The following is a 19,935-nucleotide window of genomic DNA, read 5'->3' on the forward strand; positions in this document are numbered from 1 at the left end:
CGGCGTGTGCCCGCATGCCCGGGGACCGGCGCGCAACCGTGAAAGGACAGCGGCGTGCTGCTGCTCCTCCTTGCCGTACTCACCGTCACCACACTGCTCGTCCCGCTGCTGGAACGCCCGCTGGGCCGCGCCGCGGGGTGGCCCATCGCCCTGGTACTGGCCCTGGCGGCCCTGTGGGTCGGCGCCCAGGGGCCCGCCCTGTGGAACCACGACCGGGTCCCGGAGGCGTCCCTGCCCTGGATGCCCGCCCTCGGCGTGGGGCTGCACCTGCGCATGGACGGCCTGGCCTGGCTGTTCTGCGTGCTCGTACTCGGCGTGGGCGCCCTGGTCACGGCCTACTCCACCCGCTACTTCCCGCCCGGGCGCAGGACCGGCTTCTACGTCCTGATGAGCGCCTTCGCCCTGTCGATGACCGGTCTGGTCCTGGCCGACGACGTGGTCCTGCTCTTCGTCTTCTGGGAGCTGACCACGATCTGCTCCTTCTACCTGATCGGCCTGTCCGGCCCGGGTGCCTCACGGCCGGCGGTGCGCACGTTCCTGCTCACCGCCATGGGTGGTCTGGCACTGCTGACCGCGGTGGTGCTGCTGTGGGTGCGCACCGGAACCACCCGCCTCAGCGCGATCCTGGGCGACCCGTCCTGGACCCAGGACACCGCCTTCACCGGCACCGTGGCGGTGCTCGTCATCGTCGCGGTGTTCACCAAGTCGGCCCAGTTCCCCTTCCACTACTGGCTGCCCGACGCCATGGCCGCGAGCACCCCGGTGAGCGCCTACCTGCACGCGGCGGCGATGGTCAAGGCGGGCGTCTACCTGGCGATGCGCTTCTCCCCGGCCTTCACCGACACACCGCTGTGGGGCGCCACCCTGATCGTCACCGGTCTGGCCACCGCCGTGATCGGCGCCGTGCTGGCCCTGCGACGGCACGACCTGAAGGAACTCACCGCCTACTCCACGGTCAGCCAACTCGGCTTCCTCGTCGCCGTCATCGGTGTGGGGACCCCGCAGGCGCTCGTCGCCGCCGCCGTGCACACCGCGGCCCACGCCCTGTTCAAGTCGGCGCTGTTCATGTCGGTGGGCGTGATCGACCACCAGACCGGAACCCGGGACCTGCGCGAACTCGGCGGTCTGCGCCGGACGATGCCCGTCACCGCGGCGGTGAGCGCGCTCGCCGCCCTGTCCATGGCCGGGGTCCCCCCTCTCCTGGGATTCGTCAGCAAGGAGAACCTCTTCGAGGCGCTTCTGCGGGCGCCCGGGCCCGCCTGGGCCGGTCCGGCCGCCGGGGCCGTCGCGGTCGCCGCGGCTTCGTTGACCTTCGCCTACGCCTTCCGGTTCGTGTACCTGTCCTTCGGCGGGAGCGGCAGGGGCCGTCCCGACCGGGAGCCGCCCCGGGAGGCGGGCGCGCTCCTGCTGGCCGCCCCCGTGGTCACCGCGGCGGCGGGCCTGGTCCTGGGACTGGGGGTGGCAGCGCTCAACCCGGCCGTCTCCCGGGCGGCTGGCGACGCGGTCCTCGCCCCCGCGGACTCCCACCTGGCGCTGTGGCACGGACTCAACCCCGCCCTGGGGATGTCGGCCGCCGCCCTGCTCCTGGGCGCCCTCCTGACCCGGGCCTCCCGCTCCGGGGAGAGGCTCGCCGGGCTCCGCCTCCTCCCCGTCCGGGGCACAGGCGTCTTCGAGCGCGTGCACGCGGCGGTCATCACCCTGGGAAAGCGGGTGGGCGACCCGACCCGCACCGACGCGCCCACCCGCCACCTGGCCGTGCCGTTCGTCATGCTCATCGTGCTCGCCGCCGTGGTCTCCTCCCTCGGGCTGGACTACGGGCTCGCGCCCGCTCCCACCTCGCGCGCGCTGGACTGGCTCCTGGTGGCGCTGGTGGCGGTCGCGGTGCTCGCCTCGGTGGTGACCCGTTCGCGGATGGCCGCCCTGGCCCTGGTCGGGGTCGCCGGGTTCGCCACCGCGCTGTGGTTCGTCTTCCTGGGCGCCGTCGACGTGGCGCTGACCCAGTTGCTGGTGGAGACCCTGACGGTGGTCGTGGCGGTCCTGGTGCTGCGCCGACTTCCCCGCGAGTTCCACCGGGTCCGCCGTTCACGCACCGCCCTCACCGCGGTGGTCGCCCTGGCCGCGGGAACCGCGGCGGGGCTGGGCGCCTACCTGCTCACCGGCCGCAGGGAGCCCTCCGGGGTCAGCGACTACCTGCTCTCCAACGCGCCCGGGGACACCGGAGGCACCAACGTGGTCAACACGATCCTGGTCGACTACCGGGCCCTGGACACACTGGGCGAACTCACCGTCCTGGGGGTGGCCGGCCTGATCATCATCGCCGTCCTGCGGTCCTCCGGTCTCATCGCGAACGGCGAGGCCTCCTCCCGCGTGGCCGGGACCAACCCGGTCTGGAACGCCGACGACAACACCGTCATCATGCGCACCGTGGCGCGCTGGCTGATCCCGCTGCTGGTGCTGTGGTCGCTCTACCTCCTGCTGCGTGGCCACAACGCCCCGGGCGGCGGCTTCATCGCCGGACTGGTCGGCGGTTCGGCCTTCGCCCTGGCCTACCTGACCGCGCCCAGCGCCTCGGCGGCCCGCATCCGCCTGGCCTACCCGGCCTTCATCGCCGCGGGCGTCCTCACCGCCGCGGCCACCGGGCTGCTCGGCTACGCCGACGGGTCCTTCCTGCGGCCCCTGCACGCCGAGATCCCCCTGCCCTGGGGCGGTTACTACCACTTCACCAGCGCGCTCGTCTTCGACGTGGGGGTCTACCTGGTCGTGGTCGGCGTGCTGCTGACCGCGCTCAACCAGCTGGGGCTGCCCCGGAGCGGCCGTGAGAGCCCCCCGGAGCCCGACGCGCACCGCACACCCGACCCCGTCCAGCACGGTCCGGCCACCGGAGGTACCCGATGACCCTGGCCATCACGATCGGCGTCCTGACCGCCGGAGCCGTCTACCTGATCCTGCAACGCGGCATGGTCCGCGTCGTCCTGGGCTTCGTCCTGCTCAGCCACGGGGCCAACCTCCTGCTGCTGTCGGCGGGCGGAGCCTCCCGCCGGGGCGAACCCCTGCTGGGACGGGACACCGGCGCCGCCATGGCCGACCCCCTGCCCCAGGCGTTCGTGCTCACGGCGATCGTCATCGCCTTCTCCATCACCATCTACATGCTCGCCCTCGCCGCGACCGGTGGGAGCGACGACACCGAGGACGCCTCATGAACCCCGTTCTCCTGCCCGTGCTGGTCGCGGTCCCCCTCCTGGGCGCCGCGCTGCTCGTCCTGCCCCTCGCGCGTGCGGCGGCCCGCGCCCTGTTCCTGGGGACCAGCGCCTTCGCCCTCGCCGCCGGTGCCGTCCTGCTCTGGGCCACCCGGGAGGGACAGGTGCACGCCCACCAGGTGGGCCTGTGGCCCGCCGGGGTGGCCGTCCCCTTCGCCGCCGACACCTTCAGCGCGCTGATGGTCACCACGACCGCCCTGTTGGTGCTGGTGTGCTCGGCCTTCGCCGTGGCCACCGGCGAGGCCGACCGGCGCTTCTTCCCGTCCCTGGTCCTGGTGCTGTCCGCCGGGGTGTACGGGGCCCTCCTCACGGGGGACCTGTTCAACCTCTTCGTGTTCGTCGAGGTGATGCTGCTGCCCTCCTACGGGCTGATGGCCATCGCCGGGACCCTGCGCGGCCTGCGGGGCGGACGGACCTACGTCGCGGTCAACCTGTTGACCTCGACCGTGTTCCTGGCCGGTGTCGCCCTGGTCTACGGCGCGGCCGGAACCGTGCAGCTCGGCGAACTCGCGGGCGCCGCCCAGGAGTCACCCGTGGTCGCGGTCGCCATGGGCGTGGTGCTGCTGGCCATGTCGGTCAAGGCCGCCGTCGTGCCGGTGCACGGATGGCTGGCACGCACCTACACCGCGCCCTCCCCGGCGGTGACCGCCCTGTTCTCCGGCCTGCACACCAAGGTCGCCGTCTACGCGATCTACCGCCTCTACGCGGTGGTCTTCGGCGGAGAGTCCTCGCTGCTGTGGGTGGGCCTGGTGCTGTTCGGCGCGACCATGCTGGTCGGGGTCCTGGGCGCGGTGGGGGAGAACACCACCCGCTCGATCCTGGTCTTCCACATGGTCAGCCAGATCGGCTACATCCTCCTCGGCGTGGCCCTGTTCACCGAACTGGGACTGATGGCGGGCATCTTCTACCTCGTTCACCACATGGTGGTGAAGGCGTCCCTGTTCCTGTCCACCGGCGCGATCGAGCACGTCCACGGCACCGGCGTACTCGACCGGCTGGGAGGCCTGGCCCGCCGGGAACCGCTGCTGGCCCTGGCCTTCCTGGGTGCGGCCCTGTCCCTGGCCGGGCTGCCCCCCTTCTCCGGGTTCGTCGCCAAACTCACCCTGGTCGCCGCCGCCTTCGCCGACGGCCAGTGGGCGGTCGCCGCCCTCGCCGTCGCCGTCAGCCTCATCACCCTGATGTCGATGCTCAAGATCTGGGGCTCGGTGTTCTGGGGCCCCGTCCCGGACTCCGGCCCCGAGCCCGGGGGCGGACGGCCGGTCGCGGGGGCCGCGACGGCCACCGCGGCCCCGGCCGCCACGAGGATGCGCGCGGGCCTGGTGCTGCCCGCGGTGGCGCTGACCGGCGTCACCCTGTGCGTCGGCCTGGGCGCCCAGTTCCTGCTCGACCTGAGCGCCCTGGCCGCGGCCCACCTGCTGGACACCTCCACCTACGTCGAGGCGGTGACGAACCGATGACCCCTCTCCTGCGCCGGGCCCTGCGGATCGCGTGGTTCCCGTTCTTCTACGGCTCCCGGGTGGTGACCTCCACGCTCCGGGTCGCCTGGGACATCGTCACCCCCGGCAGCGCCTCCGTGCCCGCCCTGATCGAGGTCCCGTTGCGCTGCCGTACCGACCTGGAGATCACGGCCGTCGCCAACATGGTCTCCCTGACCCCCGGAACGGTGACCGTGGCCACCCGCACCGACCCGCCCACCCTGTGGGTGCACGGCATGTACACCGCTGACGAGTCGGCCTTCCTCGACGACATCCACCAGATGGAGGACTACCTGTTGGGCCTGACACGCGCCGGACGGACGAAGGCCGCGCCCCGGGGGGAGGAGACCCGATGAACCCCGTCGACATCGCGCTGCTGCTGCTCGGCGCGTCCATGGCGGTCGCCGCCTACCGGATCCTGAAAGGCCCCGACACGGGGGACAGGGCGGCCGGAGCCGACGTGGTCCTCTTCGGTTTCGTCGGCCTCGTGGTCGTCCTCGGCCTTCGCGTCGACTCCGACCTGGTGGTCGACATCGTGCTCGTGTGCGCCCTCGTGGGGTTCCTCTCCGCCCTGTCCCTGGCCCGACTGATCTCCGGAGGCAAACGATGACCCCGTTCGAGACGCTCGCCGTGGCCTGTGTGATCGCCGGCGCGTCCGTCTTCGCGGTGGGAGCCCTCGGCCTCGTGCGCCTGCGCGACTTCTACGCCCGCCTGCACGGGGTGTCGGTCTCGGCCGGTCTGGGGACGGCCCTGCTCCTGCTCGGCCTGCTGCTGTGGTTCCCCTCGGTGGAGAACGCGCTCAAGATCGGCCTGGCGCTGCTCGTGCAGTTGGCCACCGCGGCGGTGGGCGGCAACGCCCTGGCCCGGGCGGGATACCTGGCGGGAACACCCCTTTCCGCCGCCACCCGGCACGACGCCCTCGCCGACGCGGACACGGACCGTTCGGAGGAGGGCTGAGCCCGCGTCGTGCCGGTGGCCCGCCGCCAAGGCCACCGGCACGAGGAGGTGGCGACCATGGATGACATGTTCGTCGGCGGATCGCGGACCGCGTTCCAGCTCCTGGCCCTGCTGGCCACCGTGCTCAGCGCCCTCCTGCTCTCCCGGGAGCTGCGCACGCGCGCACGGTCCCACAGGATGCGCGGTTCCCGGACGCCTCCGCTGCGGGACCTGCCCCGCTCCGGCACCCCGGTCCTGGTCGACGGGAACGCCGTGCCGGGGCCCTCGGGACCGCTGGTCGCCCCCTACTCCGGGACCAGGTGCGTGTGGTACCGGACCGAGGTGTGGGACCACCGCCCGGCCGAGGACTCCCACCACGAACGCCTGCGCGTGACCCTGGTCCACACGGAGCAGAGCGAGGCGCCCTTCCGGCTCCGGGACAGGACGGGGAGCGCGTGGTGCCACCCCCGCGGGGCTGTCACGGACAAGGTCGACCTCACCCACGACTCCTTCGTGGTGGACCCCCTGGCGGAGGGCGCTTTCGGCAGGACGGAGGCGAGGCGGGAGCTGCGGCCCGAGCACGCGCATTCGAGCGCCGGCCGCTCCTACCGGGAGTGGGCCGTCGCGCCCGGGACCCGCCTCCTGGTCAACGGAACCGCCTACGAGTGGAACGGGGAGACCCTCGTCGCGAGCTCCTGCGACGGGTACCTGCTGCTCTCGACGCGCACCGCCCCGCAGTTGTACGACGCCCACCTGACGAGGCAGGTCCTCGCCGGAGCCGCCTTCCTCGGATCGCTCGCGCTCACCCTGTGGCTCTCGTGACGGTTCACGCCGGGTTCTCGGAGGCGGTCGGCCAGCCCACGGGCGAAGGCGCTGCCGACCGCCGTCCGGACCCGCGCGGCGACGCCCTGCGCCGTCGGGCCGCCGGAACCCGCACTCCGGAACCGGACACTTCTGGAGCAGGCACTTGCGAGGCGGACACTTCCGGGCCCGGCACAGGACCCGACCGGGGCTCCGGCCGCCCCGGGCGTCAACCGCCGTCCTGTTCGAGGTCGAAGCGCTCGCGTGCCCGCTCGATCTCGGGCGTGTGCGCCGAGATCCAGTCGAGCAGCACGTCCACCGGGTGCCGGAGGGTCTTGCCCAGCGGGGTGATCCGGTACTCGACGGCGACCGGCCGCGAGCCGACCACCGCGCGGTGCACGATGCCGTTGCGTTCGAGGCGGCGCAGGGTCGCGGTGAGCGACTTCTGGGTCACCGAGGGGATCGCGCGGCGCAGTTCGTTGAAGCGCGAGGGGCGCTCGCAGAGCACGTTGAGCACCTCCATGGACCACTTGTCCAGGATCTGGTTGAGGAGCTCGCGGTGCGGCGCGGTGATCCCGATGTCGTCGTGGGCTGCCTGCCCGGTATCCGTCATGACACCTGGTTTCGTTGCAGTTTCTTTCTGATACCAGGTATCAACATTAGACCAAGTCGGCACCAGTAGCGAGGACACAGGCAATGGCCGTTCAGCGTTTCACCCCCGAGGGCATGATGCAGCCCACCCCGTACCACCACGTCGCGGTCGGCACCGGTACGCGCCACGTGCACGTCAGCGGACAGGTCGCCCGCCGCGCCGACGCGACCCCGGTGGCCCCGGGCGACCTCGCCGGGCAGGTGGCCCAGGTGCTGCGCAACACCGCGGTCGGCTTGGCCTGGGCGGGAGCGACGTTCGACGACGTCCTGCGGCTGACCTTCTACGTCACGGCGTGGGAGCCCGGCAAGATCGACGCCTTCATGGCGGGGGTCGCCGAGGTCGCCGAGGAGGTCGGCCTCCCGACGCCGCTGCCGCCCTCGTCGCTCATCGGCGTGGACTACCTCTTCGAACCCGACGTGCTCGTCGAGGTCGAGGCGACGGCCGTCCTCGACTGACGGCGGTTCACCGGCCGCGGCGGGCGGAGGACGTGACGCCCTCCCCGTGCGTCGGGTAGGAAGGGGGCGGCCGCCGGTTCGTGGACGCGGGGGCGCGGCCCACGGGCGCGGCGGCCTCGCGCCCGCCTTGTTCGGGCTGGTGGAGGCGCTCTGACGTAGATATTTGTCGTGCGACAACAAAAAATCCGCTCTGCGGCTTTTGAAGCTGTTTCTAAGGGAACGGTAGTGGTCGCACCGGTGCCGCCCGCCGGGCCGCGGCACCCGAACCGCGGTCGCCGGCGGGTCAGCGCACCGGTGTCTGCCGAGGCAGACAGAGCAGGAGCACACAGGACCAGAGCACCGGGGGTTTCCTCTTGTCCACCACGTTGAACAAGAACACCGTGTCGCAGACCGACACCGACCACACGACTCTCATCCCCAGGACGCGCGCGTCCTCCCCGGGGGAGGAGATCCCGGTCGAGGAACTCCTCGCCGAACTCCAGCGCCTGGACGGCGACGACCCGCGCGCGGTCAGACTGCGCGAGCAGGTCGTGGTCCGCTACCAGCCGCTGGTCAACAAGCTCGCCCGCCGCTACAACGGCCGGGGCGAACCGCTGGAGGACCTCAAGCAGACCGCCATGGTCGGCTTGGTCAAGGCCATCCACGGCTACCAGCCCGATCGCGGCAAGCCCTTCATCTCCTACCTCATGCCCACGGTCACCGGTGAGATCAAGCGGCACTTCCGCGACCACACCTGGGCGATCCGCGTCCCCAGGCGCCACCAGGAGAACCGGATCAAGCTGCGCCAGGTGCTCAACACCTTCCAGCAGACCCACGCGCGCGTCCCCACCAACGCCGAGATCGCCAAGGAGATGGGGCTGGACGAGGAGGAGGTCGTCGAGCTCGTCCAGGCCTCGGAGTCCTACCGCTCCCTCTCGCTGGACGCCCCCGACTCCTCCGACTCCGACGGCCAGGAGGGCTCCCGGCTGGAGGACCACCTGGGCAGCGAGGACGAGGGCCTGGAGCGGGTCGTGCAGCGCGAGTCGCTCAAGCCCGCCCTGGCCCGCCTGCCCGAGCGCGAGCGCGAGATCCTCAAGCTGCGCTTCTTCGGCGACCACACCCAGACCGAGATCGCCGACCGCATGGGCTACTCCCAGATGCACGTCTCCCGGCTGCTGAAGAACACCCTGGAGCAGCTGCGCGAGGACGTGGGCGAGCGCGGACCCGCCCGGGGCTGAGGACCCCGAGCGCTTTCCGGAGGGCGCCACGGGGGCCGCCCTCCGGAAAGCGGGCCGTCCCGCTCCGGTCGGCCCTGCGGCGGGTGCGGCGGGACCAGGAAACCCGTGAGGCATTCGAGCGGCCCGCGCGGGCGCGGCTCCGGAGGCAGGTCCGTCGATCGCCGCCGCCCGGGCGACGTGGCCGTCCGGACGGAGCGGGAGTCCGTCCTCAGCGGTCGCGGCTCCGAGGTGCTCAGCCCGTCGGCTGCTCCGCCCCGGCGTCCTGCTCGGCCTCCTCGTCCTCCGCCTCGGTCCGCCCGCCGCCGAACACCTCCCCGACGAGCCGCCGCGTCGTCTCCTGGAACGTCTGCGCCAGGGACAGCCCGGCGTCGTCCACGTAGGTCAGTGAGGCGGTCAGGGTGCTGCCGCCGTCGGCCGTGGCGTACATCAGCGACGCCGAGCCCGCGATGCCGCCGTTGTGGTGGAAGAGGGTCCGGCCGTCGGTCTCCTGGACGAACACCCCCAGGCCGTAGCCGACCTTCTCCTCCGGAGTGCGCATCTGCGCCAGCAGCTCGGGCGGCAGGAGCCTGCCGCCCATCAGCGCGGAGAAGTACGTGTGCAGGTCCCGGGTGGTCGAGACCATGTCACCGCCGCTGGAGATCCAGGAGGGGTTCTGCCGGGTGACGTCGACCGTCCTCTCCCGGCCCTCCTCCTCGTACCGGTAGTAGGCGTGGGCGTGCGGCTCGGGGACCTCCGTCTGGGTGGTCGGCACCACGGTGCCCGTCAGCCCGAGCGGGCCCAGGATCAGCCGCTGCGTCTCCTCGGCGAGCGAGCGGCCGGTGACCCGCTCGACCAGCAGCCGGGCCAGCACGTAGTTGGTGTTGGCGTAGCTCCAGCCCGTCCCCGGCTCGAACCGGGACGGCTCGGACAGGGCCAGCCGCACCAGCTCCTCCGGCGGGTAGGTCCGGAACCGGTCCTCCACCCACTCCCGGCCCGACCAGGTGATCCCCGGCGCGAAGGTTCCGTCCTCGTGGACCTCGCCGGTGTGGTTGAACACCCCGCTGGTGTGCTGGAGCAGCATCCGCACCGTGATCCGCCGGTCCAGCCCGAACTCGGGCAGGTGGTCGGCCACCCGGTCCTCCAGTCCGATCCCGCCCTCGGCCACCAGCATGAGCACCGTGGTCGCGACGAAGTTCTTGGTGGCGCTGCCGATCCGGAAGTGCCCCTCGGTCGGCGGCAGCTCCGGCTCGCCCAACCTGCGCGCCCCGGCGCTGCCGACCCATTCGCCGCGCTCGTCGTGTACGCGCAGTTGCATTCCGACGAAGCCGGAGTCGACGGTCTCCTGCATGATCTTGTGCAGTTCCGGACGGTCCTGCTCGGTGGGGGCGAGGGACATGGTGGTGTGCTCCTTCGAAGCGGTGACGCGGTGGGAGTGGGGGAGGGGCCTCAGCGTGGGGGCGTGGATACCGGGTTCGGTGGTGCCGTTGTCCTTGAGGGCGTTCGGCGCTGGCGCGGCTCGATGTTTCTGACGGTGGAAAAGCTACGTTGCGTTCATTTTTGCGGCAATGGAAATTCCATGCGGAATCCCCGTATGCTCAGGTAAAAGCCGGGAAATTATTGCAATGGTTTGGAATCTAATGCAATGAACTCCATGCGGTGCATTGCAATGGCTGGAAATCGAACGCTACGGTCGCCCGTCCCCGGCGATCACGCGCGAGGCGGTGCGCGACGGGGGGCGATGCGCCGCGCCCGGACCGCCCTTCGGCCTGCGCGGGCGCCGTCCGCGTGCCGACGCGGCCCGGCCGAACCTCCCGGCTCAGCCGCGGCCGTCCCGTGCGGGGCACAGGACGGCCGGGCCCGGCCGGGGGCGCTCAGAACCCGAGGCGCCGGGAGGGCGTGCGCCAGGAGCCGGCGAAGACCGCCGCCGACGTCTCCGGGTTTTCGAAGTTCCCGATGCGCTGCCCCTGGAGGAGTTGGAGCGCGGGGAACCTACCCTTCTCGAACAGGAGGATGTTCAGCGAACCGCCGTACTTGAAACATCCGATCTCCTCCCCCTTGGCCACGTCGACGGGTTCCCCGGGGGTCACCTTGGCGAATTTCGACCTGAACTCGACGGAGGCGATCGAGTTCAGCCCCACGGGGACCATTCCGACCAGACCGTTGTCGTCCTCGCCCGTGGCGATGACGAGATAACCCCGGCGGAAGTACTCGAACATGCTGTAGTCGTACCCGTATCCGACGTTGCCCTTGTTGAGCAGTTCGGGGAAGTTGCGCATTCCGTAGTAGACGCCGCCGACGTCGTCACGCGATTCCAGCACGCGCCCCCTGACGGGGGAGTGGTAGCGGTGGTACGACTTGGGCAGCAGGATGCAGGACACCGCCGTGCCGCCGACGAACCTGCTGGCGTAGTCGGAGCCGTCGAGCAGCTGTCCGACGTTCATGGTGACCGTCTTGACCGGGATCCGCGTCTCCTCGGTCAGTTCGTCGACGATCATGTTGATGACGCAGTCGGCCGGCGCGACCACCACGGATTCGTCGTCGGGGGCGTCGATCGGTCGCTTTCCCTGTTTGACCTCACGGACGAAGAACTCGTTGAAGTTCTTGTAGCCGCCGGCCGGGACGACGTAGTCGTCCATCCTGCGCCCGAGCTCCCTCATCCACTCCTCCGCCAGGCCGAGGGAGGCCTCGGAGTCCATGTAACGCCCCTGCAACTCCGTGAAGAGGGCGGTCATCCGGCATCCGGGGCCGGAGGTGACGAAGACCATGCCGTAGTCGTTCTCGTAGTTGATCCAGCTGAACTTCTCGATGTAGTTCAGCCCGCTGGAGACACCCGGCCGCCACTGGTCCCATTCGCGGAAGAAGTCGCACAGGTCGTTGATCGTCCTTTCGCGCCAGTCGTAGCGGACCTCCTCCGGCGCGTTCTCGGGGATCGGTTTCACGTGCCTGATCGCGGCGTCGTACATGGTGGCGAAGCCCTCGAAATCCTCCCTGTACCAACTCTCGATCAGTTCGACGAATTCTTCGATGTCCTGGATCTGGTCCTGTGTCAATGCTCCCCCTCTGTCGTTTCTGCCGGGCTTGCACGACTTCGGCGCGGTGGTCGGCGGTCAGCAGTCGGACGCGTTTTCCGCCGGATGTGGAGAGCGGTCGAACTGGCGCGGTCCCCGTTCGAAGCGCCGACCTTCGCCCGCGACGCGAAGCGTATGCGCGCCATCGGGGGTTCCCGGGGCGCGCGAGGCCGTAACCACGGAGTGGCTTTCTGCTTTTCCCACGGCAGGATTGGTGATCGCTATTCCTTTTTGGGGCGGCGATGCGAGGGGTTTGTCCGTGTGCTTTCGGCTGGGTTCCGTCCGGATTTACCGCCTGTCCGCGCCGGGGGGTTCCGCGCCGGTCGGCGCGGTACGCGCCGGTACGACCCGCCGCGGGTGGGGCGCCCGCCGCCCCGGTGCCGACCGGCCGCGGGAGCGTCCCCTTGCGTCGGCCAGCCCCACCCCGCCTCTGCCGACCAGTCCCGCCGGAACGGGAATCGCGAAACGGCCCCGGGCCCGCCGGTGTCCGTGGTTGCATGGCGTGCGTACCCGCCTCAACCGTCCCCGGACACGGAAGGGCCCGCGTGAACACACCGCCGACCATCCCGCGGCAGGAGCGGGACCGCGGCACCGCGGACGTGCGCGCCCTCGCGCGCCGAGGCGGCGGCTGCGGCCTGCCCCCGGAGCACACGGCGCCTCCCGGAGCGGGGCGGGGCCGATGACGCGGACGGTGCGGGTGGGCTCGCGCGGCAGCCGCCTGGCCAGGGCCATGGTCGCCGAACTCCTGGACCGGCTGCGCGCCGCCCACCCCGAGGTGGTGTGGACGCAGCACACCGTCATGACCGCGGGCGACCTGGACCGCACCACCGCCCTGGGCGAGCTGTCCGCTTCGGGTGCCGGGGTGTTCGCCTCCCGGGTGGAGGCCGCCCTGCTGGCAGGGGAGGTCGACGTGGCGGTCCACTCCCTCAAGGACCTGCCCACCCAGACCACACCCGGCACGGTGCTCGCGGTGGTACCCCGGCGCCACGACGTGCGCGACGCCCTGTGCGGAGCCACCCTGGACACCCTGCCCGAGGGCGCGCGTGTGGGCACCAGCGCGCCGCGCCGCGTCGGCCAGCTGCTGCGCGCCCGTCCCGACGTGTGCCCGGTACCGGTCCGCGGCAACGTCCCCCCGCGGCTGCGGCACATGCGCCGGAAGGGGTGGGGCGGTCTGCTCCTGGCCGCCGCGGGCCTGCGCAGGTTGGGGATGTCCGACCAGATCACCCAGGTCCTCGACCCCTGGGTCTGGCCGCCCTCGCCCGCCCAGGGCGCGCTGGGGGTGCAGATCCGCACCGCAGCCGGGGACGCCTGGCTCCGGGGGCTGCTGTCGGTCGTGCACGACGCGGCCACCGAGACCGCGGTGCGCGCCGAACGCGCCCTGCTCGCCGCGCTGGACGGCGGCTGCCACGTGCCTGTCGGCGCGACGGCGGTGGTCCAGGGCGCGTCGCTGCGATTGCTGGGCCAGGTCACCTCGGTCGACGGCCGCCGGTCGGTACGGGTCGAGCGGACCGGCTCCCCGGAGGACCCCGAAGCCCTCGGGGCCGGGGTCGCCGGGGAGCTGCGCGAGCGCGGTGCCGCCGACCTGCTCGCCGGGCCGCCGACCCCGGCGTGAGCCGGTTCGGTGTGCGCAGCCTGACCAGCAGCACCCAGGACATGCGCCGACCCCGGCGTGAGCGGGTTCAGCCCCCGCCCGCGGCCTCCCGGCGGGGGCGCGGAGCGCCGGCCCGGTTCTCCCGGGGCGTGACGATGTTGAACTCCGGGTCCGGCTCCTCCAGCAGGCCGAACAGCGTGGTGAGCAGTGACGCGTCGCCCGAGGTGTCCAGGTCCTCAGAGCCCCCGCCCGCGACCAGGCCCAGGAACCCGGGCTTGGTGAGCGTGACGGTCAGGTCGGCGCCACCGCCGCCGGGGGACTCCCAGCAGATGAGCGCCCCGTTGGACAGTTCGGTGCGGTGGCTCGTGTCCAGGTCGGTGAACACCCAGTCCACGGTAAAGCGGTGGTCCCAGGCCCGGGGGCCGTCGATCCGGACGGCCAGGGAGTCGAAGAGTTGTTCCACGGTGAGCGCCGAGGCCATACCCCCGCCGATGGCGAGCGGTTGGGCGCCCGGCGCTCCCCGCAGCTCCCGCGCGCCCTGGAGGTAGAAGTTGCGCCAGGTGCCGCACTCGGCCCCGTGGCCCAGTCGCTCGTACACCCCGGCCAGCGCCTCCCTGGCCCCGGTGTGGTCGGGGCGGGCGTACACCGCGTGGTCGAGCAGGGTGGCGGCGAAGCGCAGGTCCCCCTCGTCGCGGTACCTCCCGGCCTTGGCCACCACCTCCTCCACACCGCCCATACAGTCGACGTAGCGCCTGGCCTCCTCCACCGGCGGGTGCTCCCACAGGTGGGCGGGGTTGCCGTCGAACCAGCCCATGTAGCGCTGGTAGATCGCCTTGACGTTGTGGCTGACCGAACCGTAGTAGCCGTGGGTGTGCCACTCCCGCTCCAGCCCGGGCGGCATCCGGATCTCCTCGGCGATCTCCGACCCCACCATGCCGCGGTTGACCATGCGCAGCGTCTGGTCGTGGAGGTAGGCGTACAGGTCGCGCTGCTGGGACAGGAAGCGGACGACCTCCCCGCCGCCCCAGGTCGGCCAGTGGTGCGAGGCGAACACCACGTCGGAGTCGCGCCCGAACAGCTCGACCGCCTCGTTGAGGTAGCGCGACCAGACCCGGGCGTCGCGCACCAGCGCGCCGCGCAGGGTGAGCAGGTTGTGCAGGTTGCGGGTGGCGTTCTCGGCCATGCACAGGGCCCGGTACCCGGGGAAGTGGAAGTTCATCTCCGAGGGCGCCTCGGTGCCGGGCGTCATCTGGAAGACCATCCGCACCCCGTCCACGACCTCCTCCTGGCCGGTGCGGGTGATGTCCCGGTTGGGTTCCAGGAGCGTCACCGTGCCGCTGGAGGTGCTCTGGCCGAGGCCGTCGCCGATCTGCCCGTCGGGGCCCTTGGGCAGGAGGACACCGGTGTGGAAGACGCCCCGCCGTCCCATCGCGGTACCGGCGTAGACGTTCTCCGACACCGCGTGCTCCATGAACCCGGCCGGTGCCAGGATCGGCACGTTCCCGTCGGTGACCCCGCCGACGCCGCCGAAGTGGTCGATGTGGGAGTGGGTGTAGACCACCCCGGTGACCGGGCGGTCGCCCCGGTGCCTGCGGTACAGCTCCAGCCCGGCCGCGGCGGGCTCCGCCGACACCAGGGGGTCGATGACGATGACGCCGGTGTCGCCCTCCACGAGGGTCATGTTGGAGAGGTCGAACCCGCGGATCTGGTAGACGCCCTCGGTGACCTCGTACAGCCCCTGGCGCGAGCACAGCCGGGACTGCCGCCACAGGCTGGGGTTGGCGGTGTCGGGGCAGGGCCCGTCGAGGAAGGCGTAGGCGTCGGCGTCCCACACCACGCGGCCCTCGGCGTCGGTGATCTGCCCGGGTTCGAGCCGGGCGATCAGCCCCCGGTCGGCGTTGGCGAAGTCGGCGGTGTCGGTGCGCTCGGGTCCGGTCGTGGTCAACTCTTCCTCCTGGCTCCTGGGCACGGAACGGTCGGTCGGGGTCAGGAGCGCGGGGCCTGGACGCACTGGGCCGTGGCCGCGCGCGCTCCCGTCGTCGCCGGGCCGCCCGGTCGGGCTGTGGACGGGCCCGACCGGGGCGAGCCTTCCCGTAGGCGTCTTTGGCTAGAACCAGCGACCGGCAAAGGGGGTATCCGCCCCGCCTCGGCGCCGCCGGAGGCCTCGTCGTGATCGCCCTGGACGAGGAGGAACTCGTGCCGTGCACGCCCACCGCCCCCGAGGTCCGCCGACACCTCCCCCGGCTGGCCGCCGCTGACGGCTGACACCGGAACGGACAGGCCCCGCCCGGGGCGTGGGCGTCCAAGCCCGGCCGTACACTACGGGGCCGGGGCGGACGCCCCGTTCCCCACTCCTGGGAAGGCAGCACCGACCATGGCCGGTTTCTTCGAACGTCTCCTCGGCCCCGAGCCCATGAGAAGGCCGATCGGCCAGGGCACGGTCGACGAGGCGCAGGCCCTCGTGCGGGCGGACCGCAAGATCGAGGCGATCAAGCTCGTGCGCGAGCGCACCGGCGCGGGACTGGCCGAGGCCAAGCACGTCGTCGACGCCGTCGAGCAGGGCCACTGGATCCCGGTCGAGCCCGCGCCCGGTCAGAGCCTCGCCGACCGGGCCCGGGAACTGCTCGCCCAGGACCGTGCGGCCGACGCCGTCACGACGGTCTCCCGCGAGACCGGGATGACCGAGGCCGAGGCCACCCGCTTCGTCGACGCCCTCGACCGCTGAACCCGGCGGCGCCGCCGCGCCGTGCCCGCAGCGCGCGCCGTCCTCCGCGAGGCCGGGGCCATCCCGCTCCGGCGGTGCGTGAGGGGGGTGAGACGATATGCGGGAGATGTCAGAGAGCCAGCCGTGCCGTCCGTTGCGCGCCGGGGTGTTCACCCTGGTGTGCGCGAGCGTGTCCGCGCACGGCCACGCCCTCGGCTCCGGCCACGACGTCCCCCTCGTAGGCCTCCTGCTGGGCTGCGCGGCCGTCCTCGGTGTCTCCTGGGCCGCCGCCCGACGCCGCTACGGCCCGGCGATGCTCGTCGGCTGGATGCTGTGGGGGCAGCTCGCCCTCCACGTGGCCTTCAGCTACACCCAGAACACCGGGCGGGGCCGGACCCCGCACGGCGCCCACTCCGCCGACGCGGTCGCCCACTCCGCCCTGTCGGGGTGGCAGATGATCGCCGTCCACGTGCTGGCCGCGCTGGTCAGCGCGTGGTGGCTGCACCGGGGGGAGAACGCGCTCTTCGCGTTCCTGCGCTTCATGGCGCTCACCCTCCTCCCGCTCCTGCTGGTCCTGGGCTGGGGCTCCGTGCCGCCCGTCCGGGCGGGCGGCCCCGGGCGGTGGAGTGAAGAGCGCCCGCCGTCGCTCCTTCCCTACCTGCGCCACACCCGGGTCCTGCGGGGCCCGCCCGCCCCGCTCGGCGCCGCCTGAGCCTTCGGCGTAATTCCGTCCGTCGCACCGTCCGCGCCGTGCCCGCTCCCGGCGCGCGGAGCCGTCGTGCGCGCCGTGACCCTCCGTCCGCGCCACCGGCCGCGGTCCTCTCCCGTGCTCCGGCCGCTTCGCGCCGCCCGCCGAGGGCGTCTGCCGACCGGCACACCCGGGCCCCGGTGACGCGACCGCGCTGATCCGCTTTCCGCGGTGAGCCCGGGCGGACCCCGCGCCGCCTTCCGCGCGCTCCGGGGTCCCACGCGCCCGCGGCGCGGGGTTCCCGCGTTCCGCGTGCCGTGCGCCGCGACCCGGCGCCTGTGCCCGGCGAGACCGCCCGGTCCGCCACGCCGGGAAGCCGCGGAGGTGCCGGACGGCCGCTCCTCCGACGCCGCCCACGCAGGACCACACCAGCCACACCAGCCACATCCGGCCCCTCCGGGCCGTTCAACGACTTACGGAGACACACGATGACCCGATCACCCCTCTCCCGCACGGCGCGCGGTGCGCTGGCCGCGGCGGCCTCCCTGGCCCTGGTCACCTCCTGCGCCGCGGACCCGGCCGACACCCTGGCCGAGACGGGGTACTTCCTGGACCTGTCCGACGAGCCGATGGCCGCCTCCACCGTCGGGTTGGCCACGGTCGAGGGCGAGCCCTGGACCTTCGCCGACGTCGCGGACGACCGCCTCACCCTGCTCTTCTTCGGCTACACCAGCTGTCCGGACGTGTGCCCGATGACCATGGCCGAGATCAACCTGGCCCTTGACCAGGCGGGGGAGGAGGCCGGGGACTACGACGTCGTCATGGTCAGCACCGACCCCGAGCGCGACACCGACGAACAGCTGCGCTCGTGGCTGGACCGCTTCGACCCCGCATTCCAGGGGGTGCGCGGGGACATCGACGCCACGGTCGACGCCGCCGCGGACTACGGCATCCCGGTCGAGGCGCCCCGGGAGACCGAGGGCGAGTACCTGGTCTCCCACGGGGGCCGGATCGTCGTCCTGCTCCCCGACGGCAGAGCGGCGGGCATGTTCGACGAGGGCACCGAGGCGGACCAGATCGCCGAACTCCTGCCCGAGCTCAGGGATGCGCTGCTGTGACGGGGGACGCGCACCGGCCGCCCCGCTTCTCCCGGCGCGGCCTGCTCACCGCCGTGGGGGCGGCGGGGATCGCCGGAATCGGCGCCGGAGGGCTGACCGGGTACGCCTCCGCCGCCGCGGTCGCGGAGGAACGGGACGCCCTCGCCCTGAACCCCGCCCGCTCCAGGGGCGGTCCGCGGGAGGGACGCCCTCCCGCGCTGCTGACGCCCGCGCCCGCGCACGTGCGGGTGGTGGCCGTGGACGTGGACGCCCGGGAGGCGGCGGACGTGCGCGGGGCCGCCCGCGAGGTCCTCGGGACCTGGAGCCGTGAGGCCCGCTCCCTACACGAGCGGGGACCGGCCGCCCTCGGGGAGGGCGCGCCCTCCCAGGGCCTGCACCCCGCCTCGCTCGGGGTCACCCTCGGGATCGGCCCCTCCCTGCTGGAACGCGCGGGCCTGGCCGACCGTCGCCCGCCGCACATGGAGGACCTGCCCGCCTTCGACTCCGACCGCCTGGTCCCCGCCTGGTGCGGCGGCGATCTCATGCTGCACGTGGGAGCCGAGGACCCCCTGGTCCTCAGCTCCGCGGTCGACCACCTGCTGCGCGCGGCCCGGGGCCGCGCCAAGGTCCGCTGGTCCCTGTCCGCCTTCCAGCGGTCGGCCGCGGCCGCCGCCGACCCCGCCGCCACACCGCGCAACCTCATGGGCCAGATCGACGGAACGGTCAACCCGCGCCCCGACGAGGCCCTGTTCGACGCCCAGGTCCTGGCCTCCCACACCGAACCGTCCCTGGCGTGGATGGACGGGGGGTCCTACCTGGTCGTGCGGCGCATCCGCATGCTGCTGGACGACTGGTTCGCCCTGCAGACCCGACGGCGCGAGGCCGTCATCGGACGCCGCCTGTCCGACGGCGCGCCCCTGGGCGGGGACCGCGAGCACGACCGGCCCGACCTGTCGGCCCGGGACGGCGCGGGGGAGCCGGTCATCGCCCGTGACGCCCACATCAGGCTCGCCAGTCCCGAGAGCACGCTGGGGGCGCGGATGCTGCGGCGGGGCTTCAGCTACGACCTGGGCTGGGACGCCGACGGCCGCAGGCAGGCGGGCCTGCTCTTCACCGCCTGGCAGGCCGATCCGCGCACCGGGTTCACGGCCGTGCAGCGCAACCTCGACGAGGGCGGGGACGCGCTCGGCGCCTACGTCAGGCACGAGGGCAGCGCCCTGTTCGCGGTGCCGCCGCTGCGGGAGGGGGAGCCGCATGCGGCGCACACCCTGCTGTGAGAACGGGGGGTTCGGGAACCGGAGCGGTTCCCGCGACGACATCACGGTCGGGCCCGGCAGCGGAGCCCGACCCGACGCAGGGGAGGAAGAGGCAAGTGAGGACCATGCCGCGTACACGGGCTGACAGGCGACGTCTCGCACGCCGCGCCGCACCGGCGGCCCTGGGGGTGCTGCTGTGCGTCACCGCGTGCGGGGGCGGGCAGGGCGGCTCCGGGGAACCGGCCTCCGCCGCACCCGCGAGCGAACGGGGCCGCACCGAGGCCGGGCACCTGCTGGTGTCGGACGCCTGGATGCCCGAACCGGCCAACCCGGAGGTGGGGGTGGTCTACCTGCGCGTGTCCAACTCAGGGAAGTCCGACGACGCCGTCACGGGGGTGTCCACCGACGCCTCCGAGGACGCCGACCTGTGCAGCACCGAGACCGCCGACTCCGGGTCCGCGCGCATGCGGGTCGTGGAGGAGATCCCGGTTCCGGCCGGGGGAGCTACCACCCTGGTCGAGGGCGGCTACCACGTCATGGTCAACGACCTGCCCGAGGCCCCGGTCGTCGGGGACGAGGTCACCGTCAACCTCTCCTTCGCCAGCGAGGAGGAGGTGGCGGTCACCGTTCCGGTGGAGCCGATGACCGCGCGGAGCGGGGAGAGCGGCTCCGGGCACGAACACCACCACTGAGCCCACCGCTCCGTGCCGGTCCGGGGGGCGGCCGCCCGGCGCGGCGACCGCCCCCCCCGGCCCCGGG

General features: G+C 72.7%; 19 protein-coding genes. 15 read left to right on the forward strand and 4 right to left on the reverse strand.

Features of this window, described 5'->3' with window-relative positions; translation table 11 throughout:
• Positions 1-54 precede the first annotated feature (54 nt).
• Genes PV789_RS13015 through PV789_RS13045 form a run of 7 tightly spaced genes read left to right on the forward strand, consistent with a single transcriptional unit; the run spans position 55 to position 6,490 of the window.
• The gene (locus PV789_RS13015; protein ID WP_274977666.1) at positions 55-2,895 is read left to right on the forward strand and encodes a DUF4040 family protein; all 2,841 of its coding nucleotides are present in this window, start codon (positions 55-57) and stop codon (positions 2,893-2,895) included.
• Positions 2,892-3,200, forward strand: coding sequence for a sodium:proton antiporter (locus PV789_RS13020; protein WP_274977667.1), 309 nt, complete (start codon positions 2,892-2,894; stop codon positions 3,198-3,200). Before PV789_RS13015 ends, PV789_RS13020 begins: the two co-directional genes overlap by 4 nt.
• Entirely contained in the window at positions 3,197-4,714 is a 1,518-nt protein-coding gene (locus PV789_RS13025; RefSeq protein WP_274977668.1) for a monovalent cation/H+ antiporter subunit D family protein, read from the forward strand. Before PV789_RS13020 ends, PV789_RS13025 begins: the two co-directional genes overlap by 4 nt.
• Entirely contained in the window at positions 4,711-5,088 is a 378-nt protein-coding gene (locus PV789_RS13030) for a Na+/H+ antiporter subunit E (RefSeq protein ID WP_274977669.1), read from the forward strand. The genes PV789_RS13025 and PV789_RS13030 overlap by 4 nt, the downstream gene beginning before the upstream one ends.
• Positions 5,085-5,342: an MrpF/PhaF family protein gene (locus PV789_RS13035; protein ID WP_248770173.1), complete on the forward strand. Its 258-nt coding sequence runs from the start codon at positions 5,085-5,087 to the stop codon at positions 5,340-5,342. Before PV789_RS13030 ends, PV789_RS13035 begins: the two co-directional genes overlap by 4 nt.
• Positions 5,339-5,689: a monovalent cation/H(+) antiporter subunit G gene (mnhG, locus tag PV789_RS13040; protein ID WP_274977670.1), complete on the forward strand. Its 351-nt coding sequence runs from the start codon at positions 5,339-5,341 to the stop codon at positions 5,687-5,689. Before PV789_RS13035 ends, mnhG begins: the two co-directional genes overlap by 4 nt.
• Positions 5,690-5,746: 57 nt before the next feature.
• The gene (locus PV789_RS13045; RefSeq protein WP_274977671.1) at positions 5,747-6,490 is read left to right on the forward strand and encodes a GIDE domain-containing protein; all 744 of its coding nucleotides are present in this window, start codon (positions 5,747-5,749) and stop codon (positions 6,488-6,490) included.
• A 208-nt stretch (positions 6,491-6,698) separates the two neighbouring features.
• Here PV789_RS13045 and PV789_RS13050 read toward each other — a convergent pair whose 3' ends face one another.
• Positions 6,699-7,082, reverse strand: a complete 384-nt coding sequence (locus PV789_RS13050) for a winged helix-turn-helix transcriptional regulator (RefSeq protein WP_013152803.1) — start codon at positions 7,080-7,082, stop codon at positions 6,699-6,701.
• 83 nt (positions 7,083-7,165) lie between these two features.
• On the opposite strand from PV789_RS13050, the gene PV789_RS13055 reads away from it, so the two are divergent.
• The gene (locus PV789_RS13055) at positions 7,166-7,576 is read left to right on the forward strand and encodes a RidA family protein (protein WP_274977672.1); all 411 of its coding nucleotides are present in this window, start codon (positions 7,166-7,168) and stop codon (positions 7,574-7,576) included.
• A gap of 353 nt (positions 7,577-7,929) precedes the next feature.
• Positions 7,930-8,793 carry a SigB/SigF/SigG family RNA polymerase sigma factor gene (locus PV789_RS13060; RefSeq protein ID WP_274977673.1) on the forward strand — a complete coding sequence of 288 codons (864 nt, stop codon included), beginning with the start codon at positions 7,930-7,932 and terminating at the stop codon, positions 8,791-8,793.
• A gap of 232 nt (positions 8,794-9,025) precedes the next feature.
• Here the strand turns inward: PV789_RS13060 and PV789_RS13065 are convergent, their stop codons facing one another.
• Together PV789_RS13065 and PV789_RS13070 are read right to left on the reverse strand one after the other, a co-directional pair.
• Complete coding sequence (locus tag PV789_RS13065; RefSeq protein WP_274977674.1) at positions 9,026-10,168, reverse strand: serine hydrolase domain-containing protein; 1,143 nt, start codon at positions 10,166-10,168, stop codon at positions 9,026-9,028.
• Positions 10,169-10,643: 475 nt separating this feature from the next.
• Positions 10,644-11,822, reverse strand: a complete 1,179-nt coding sequence (locus tag PV789_RS13070; RefSeq protein WP_274977675.1) for a phosphatidylserine decarboxylase — start codon at positions 11,820-11,822, stop codon at positions 10,644-10,646.
• 697 nt (positions 11,823-12,519) lie between these two features.
• Here PV789_RS13070 and hemC point away from each other — a divergent pair.
• Entirely contained in the window at positions 12,520-13,452 is a 933-nt protein-coding gene (gene hemC / locus PV789_RS13075; protein ID WP_274977676.1) for a hydroxymethylbilane synthase, read from the forward strand.
• Positions 13,453-13,519: 67 nt separating this feature from the next.
• Here hemC and PV789_RS13080 read toward each other — a convergent pair whose 3' ends face one another.
• Complete coding sequence (locus tag PV789_RS13080; RefSeq protein ID WP_274977677.1) at positions 13,520-15,376, reverse strand: alkyl/aryl-sulfatase; 1,857 nt, start codon at positions 15,374-15,376, stop codon at positions 13,520-13,522.
• Positions 15,377-15,805: 429 nt separating this feature from the next.
• Between PV789_RS13080 and PV789_RS13085 the strand changes: the two genes are divergently transcribed.
• The 5 genes from PV789_RS13085 to PV789_RS13105 all read left to right on the forward strand — a co-directional run bounded on the left by PV789_RS13085 (position 15,806) and on the right by PV789_RS13105 (position 19,868).
• Complete coding sequence (locus PV789_RS13085; RefSeq protein ID WP_274977678.1) at positions 15,806-16,156, forward strand: ribosomal protein L7/L12; 351 nt, start codon at positions 15,806-15,808, stop codon at positions 16,154-16,156.
• A 97-nt stretch (positions 16,157-16,253) separates the two neighbouring features.
• Positions 16,254-16,847 (forward strand): hypothetical protein, encoded by a 594-nt coding sequence (locus tag PV789_RS13090; RefSeq protein ID WP_274977679.1) that lies wholly within the window; start codon positions 16,254-16,256, stop codon positions 16,845-16,847.
• 464 nt (positions 16,848-17,311) lie between these two features.
• Positions 17,312-17,941 (forward strand): SCO family protein, encoded by a 630-nt coding sequence (locus tag PV789_RS13095; RefSeq protein WP_274977680.1) that lies wholly within the window; start codon positions 17,312-17,314, stop codon positions 17,939-17,941.
• Positions 17,938-19,197 carry a Dyp-type peroxidase gene (locus PV789_RS13100; RefSeq protein WP_274977681.1) on the forward strand — a complete coding sequence of 420 codons (1,260 nt, stop codon included), beginning with the start codon at positions 17,938-17,940 and terminating at the stop codon, positions 19,195-19,197. Before PV789_RS13095 ends, PV789_RS13100 begins: the two co-directional genes overlap by 4 nt.
• 104 nt (positions 19,198-19,301) lie before the next feature.
• The gene (locus tag PV789_RS13105) at positions 19,302-19,868 is read left to right on the forward strand and encodes a copper chaperone PCu(A)C (RefSeq protein WP_274977682.1); all 567 of its coding nucleotides are present in this window, start codon (positions 19,302-19,304) and stop codon (positions 19,866-19,868) included.
• Positions 19,869-19,935: the final 67 nt, after the last annotated feature.

The organism is Nocardiopsis camelliae, from assembly GCF_028993595.1.
GTDB classification, from domain to species: domain Bacteria; phylum Actinomycetota; class Actinomycetes; order Streptosporangiales; family Streptosporangiaceae; genus Nocardiopsis; species Nocardiopsis dassonvillei.

Excerpts from the sequence above, each read along its gene's own strand:
- PV789_RS13020 (WP_274977667.1), top strand. The coding sequence starts at position 2,892 with ATGACCCTGGCCATCACGATCGGCGTCCTGACCGCCGGAGCCGTCTAC.
- PV789_RS13025 (WP_274977668.1), top strand. The coding sequence starts at position 3,197 with ATGAACCCCGTTCTCCTGCCCGTGCTGGTCGCGGTCCCCCTCCTGGGC.
- PV789_RS13030 (WP_274977669.1), top strand. The coding sequence starts at position 4,711 with ATGACCCCTCTCCTGCGCCGGGCCCTGCGGATCGCGTGGTTCCCGTTC.
- PV789_RS13035 (WP_248770173.1), top strand. The coding sequence starts at position 5,085 with ATGAACCCCGTCGACATCGCGCTGCTGCTGCTCGGCGCGTCCATGGCG.
- mnhG (WP_274977670.1), top strand. The coding sequence starts at position 5,339 with ATGACCCCGTTCGAGACGCTCGCCGTGGCCTGTGTGATCGCCGGCGCG.
- PV789_RS13045 (WP_274977671.1), top strand. The coding sequence starts at position 5,747 with ATGGATGACATGTTCGTCGGCGGATCGCGGACCGCGTTCCAGCTCCTG.
- PV789_RS13050 (WP_013152803.1), bottom strand. The coding sequence starts at position 7,082 with ATGACGGATACCGGGCAGGCAGCCCACGACGACATCGGGATCACCGCG.
- PV789_RS13055 (WP_274977672.1), top strand. The coding sequence starts at position 7,166 with ATGGCCGTTCAGCGTTTCACCCCCGAGGGCATGATGCAGCCCACCCCG.
- PV789_RS13065 (WP_274977674.1), bottom strand. The coding sequence starts at position 10,168 with ATGTCCCTCGCCCCCACCGAGCAGGACCGTCCGGAACTGCACAAGATC.
- hemC (WP_274977676.1), top strand. The coding sequence starts at position 12,520 with ATGACGCGGACGGTGCGGGTGGGCTCGCGCGGCAGCCGCCTGGCCAGG.
- PV789_RS13085 (WP_274977678.1), top strand. The coding sequence starts at position 15,806 with ATGGCCGGTTTCTTCGAACGTCTCCTCGGCCCCGAGCCCATGAGAAGG.
- PV789_RS13090 (WP_274977679.1), top strand. The coding sequence starts at position 16,254 with ATGCGGGAGATGTCAGAGAGCCAGCCGTGCCGTCCGTTGCGCGCCGGG.
- PV789_RS13095 (WP_274977680.1), top strand. The coding sequence starts at position 17,312 with ATGACCCGATCACCCCTCTCCCGCACGGCGCGCGGTGCGCTGGCCGCG.
- PV789_RS13105 (WP_274977682.1), top strand. The coding sequence starts at position 19,302 with ATGCCGCGTACACGGGCTGACAGGCGACGTCTCGCACGCCGCGCCGCA.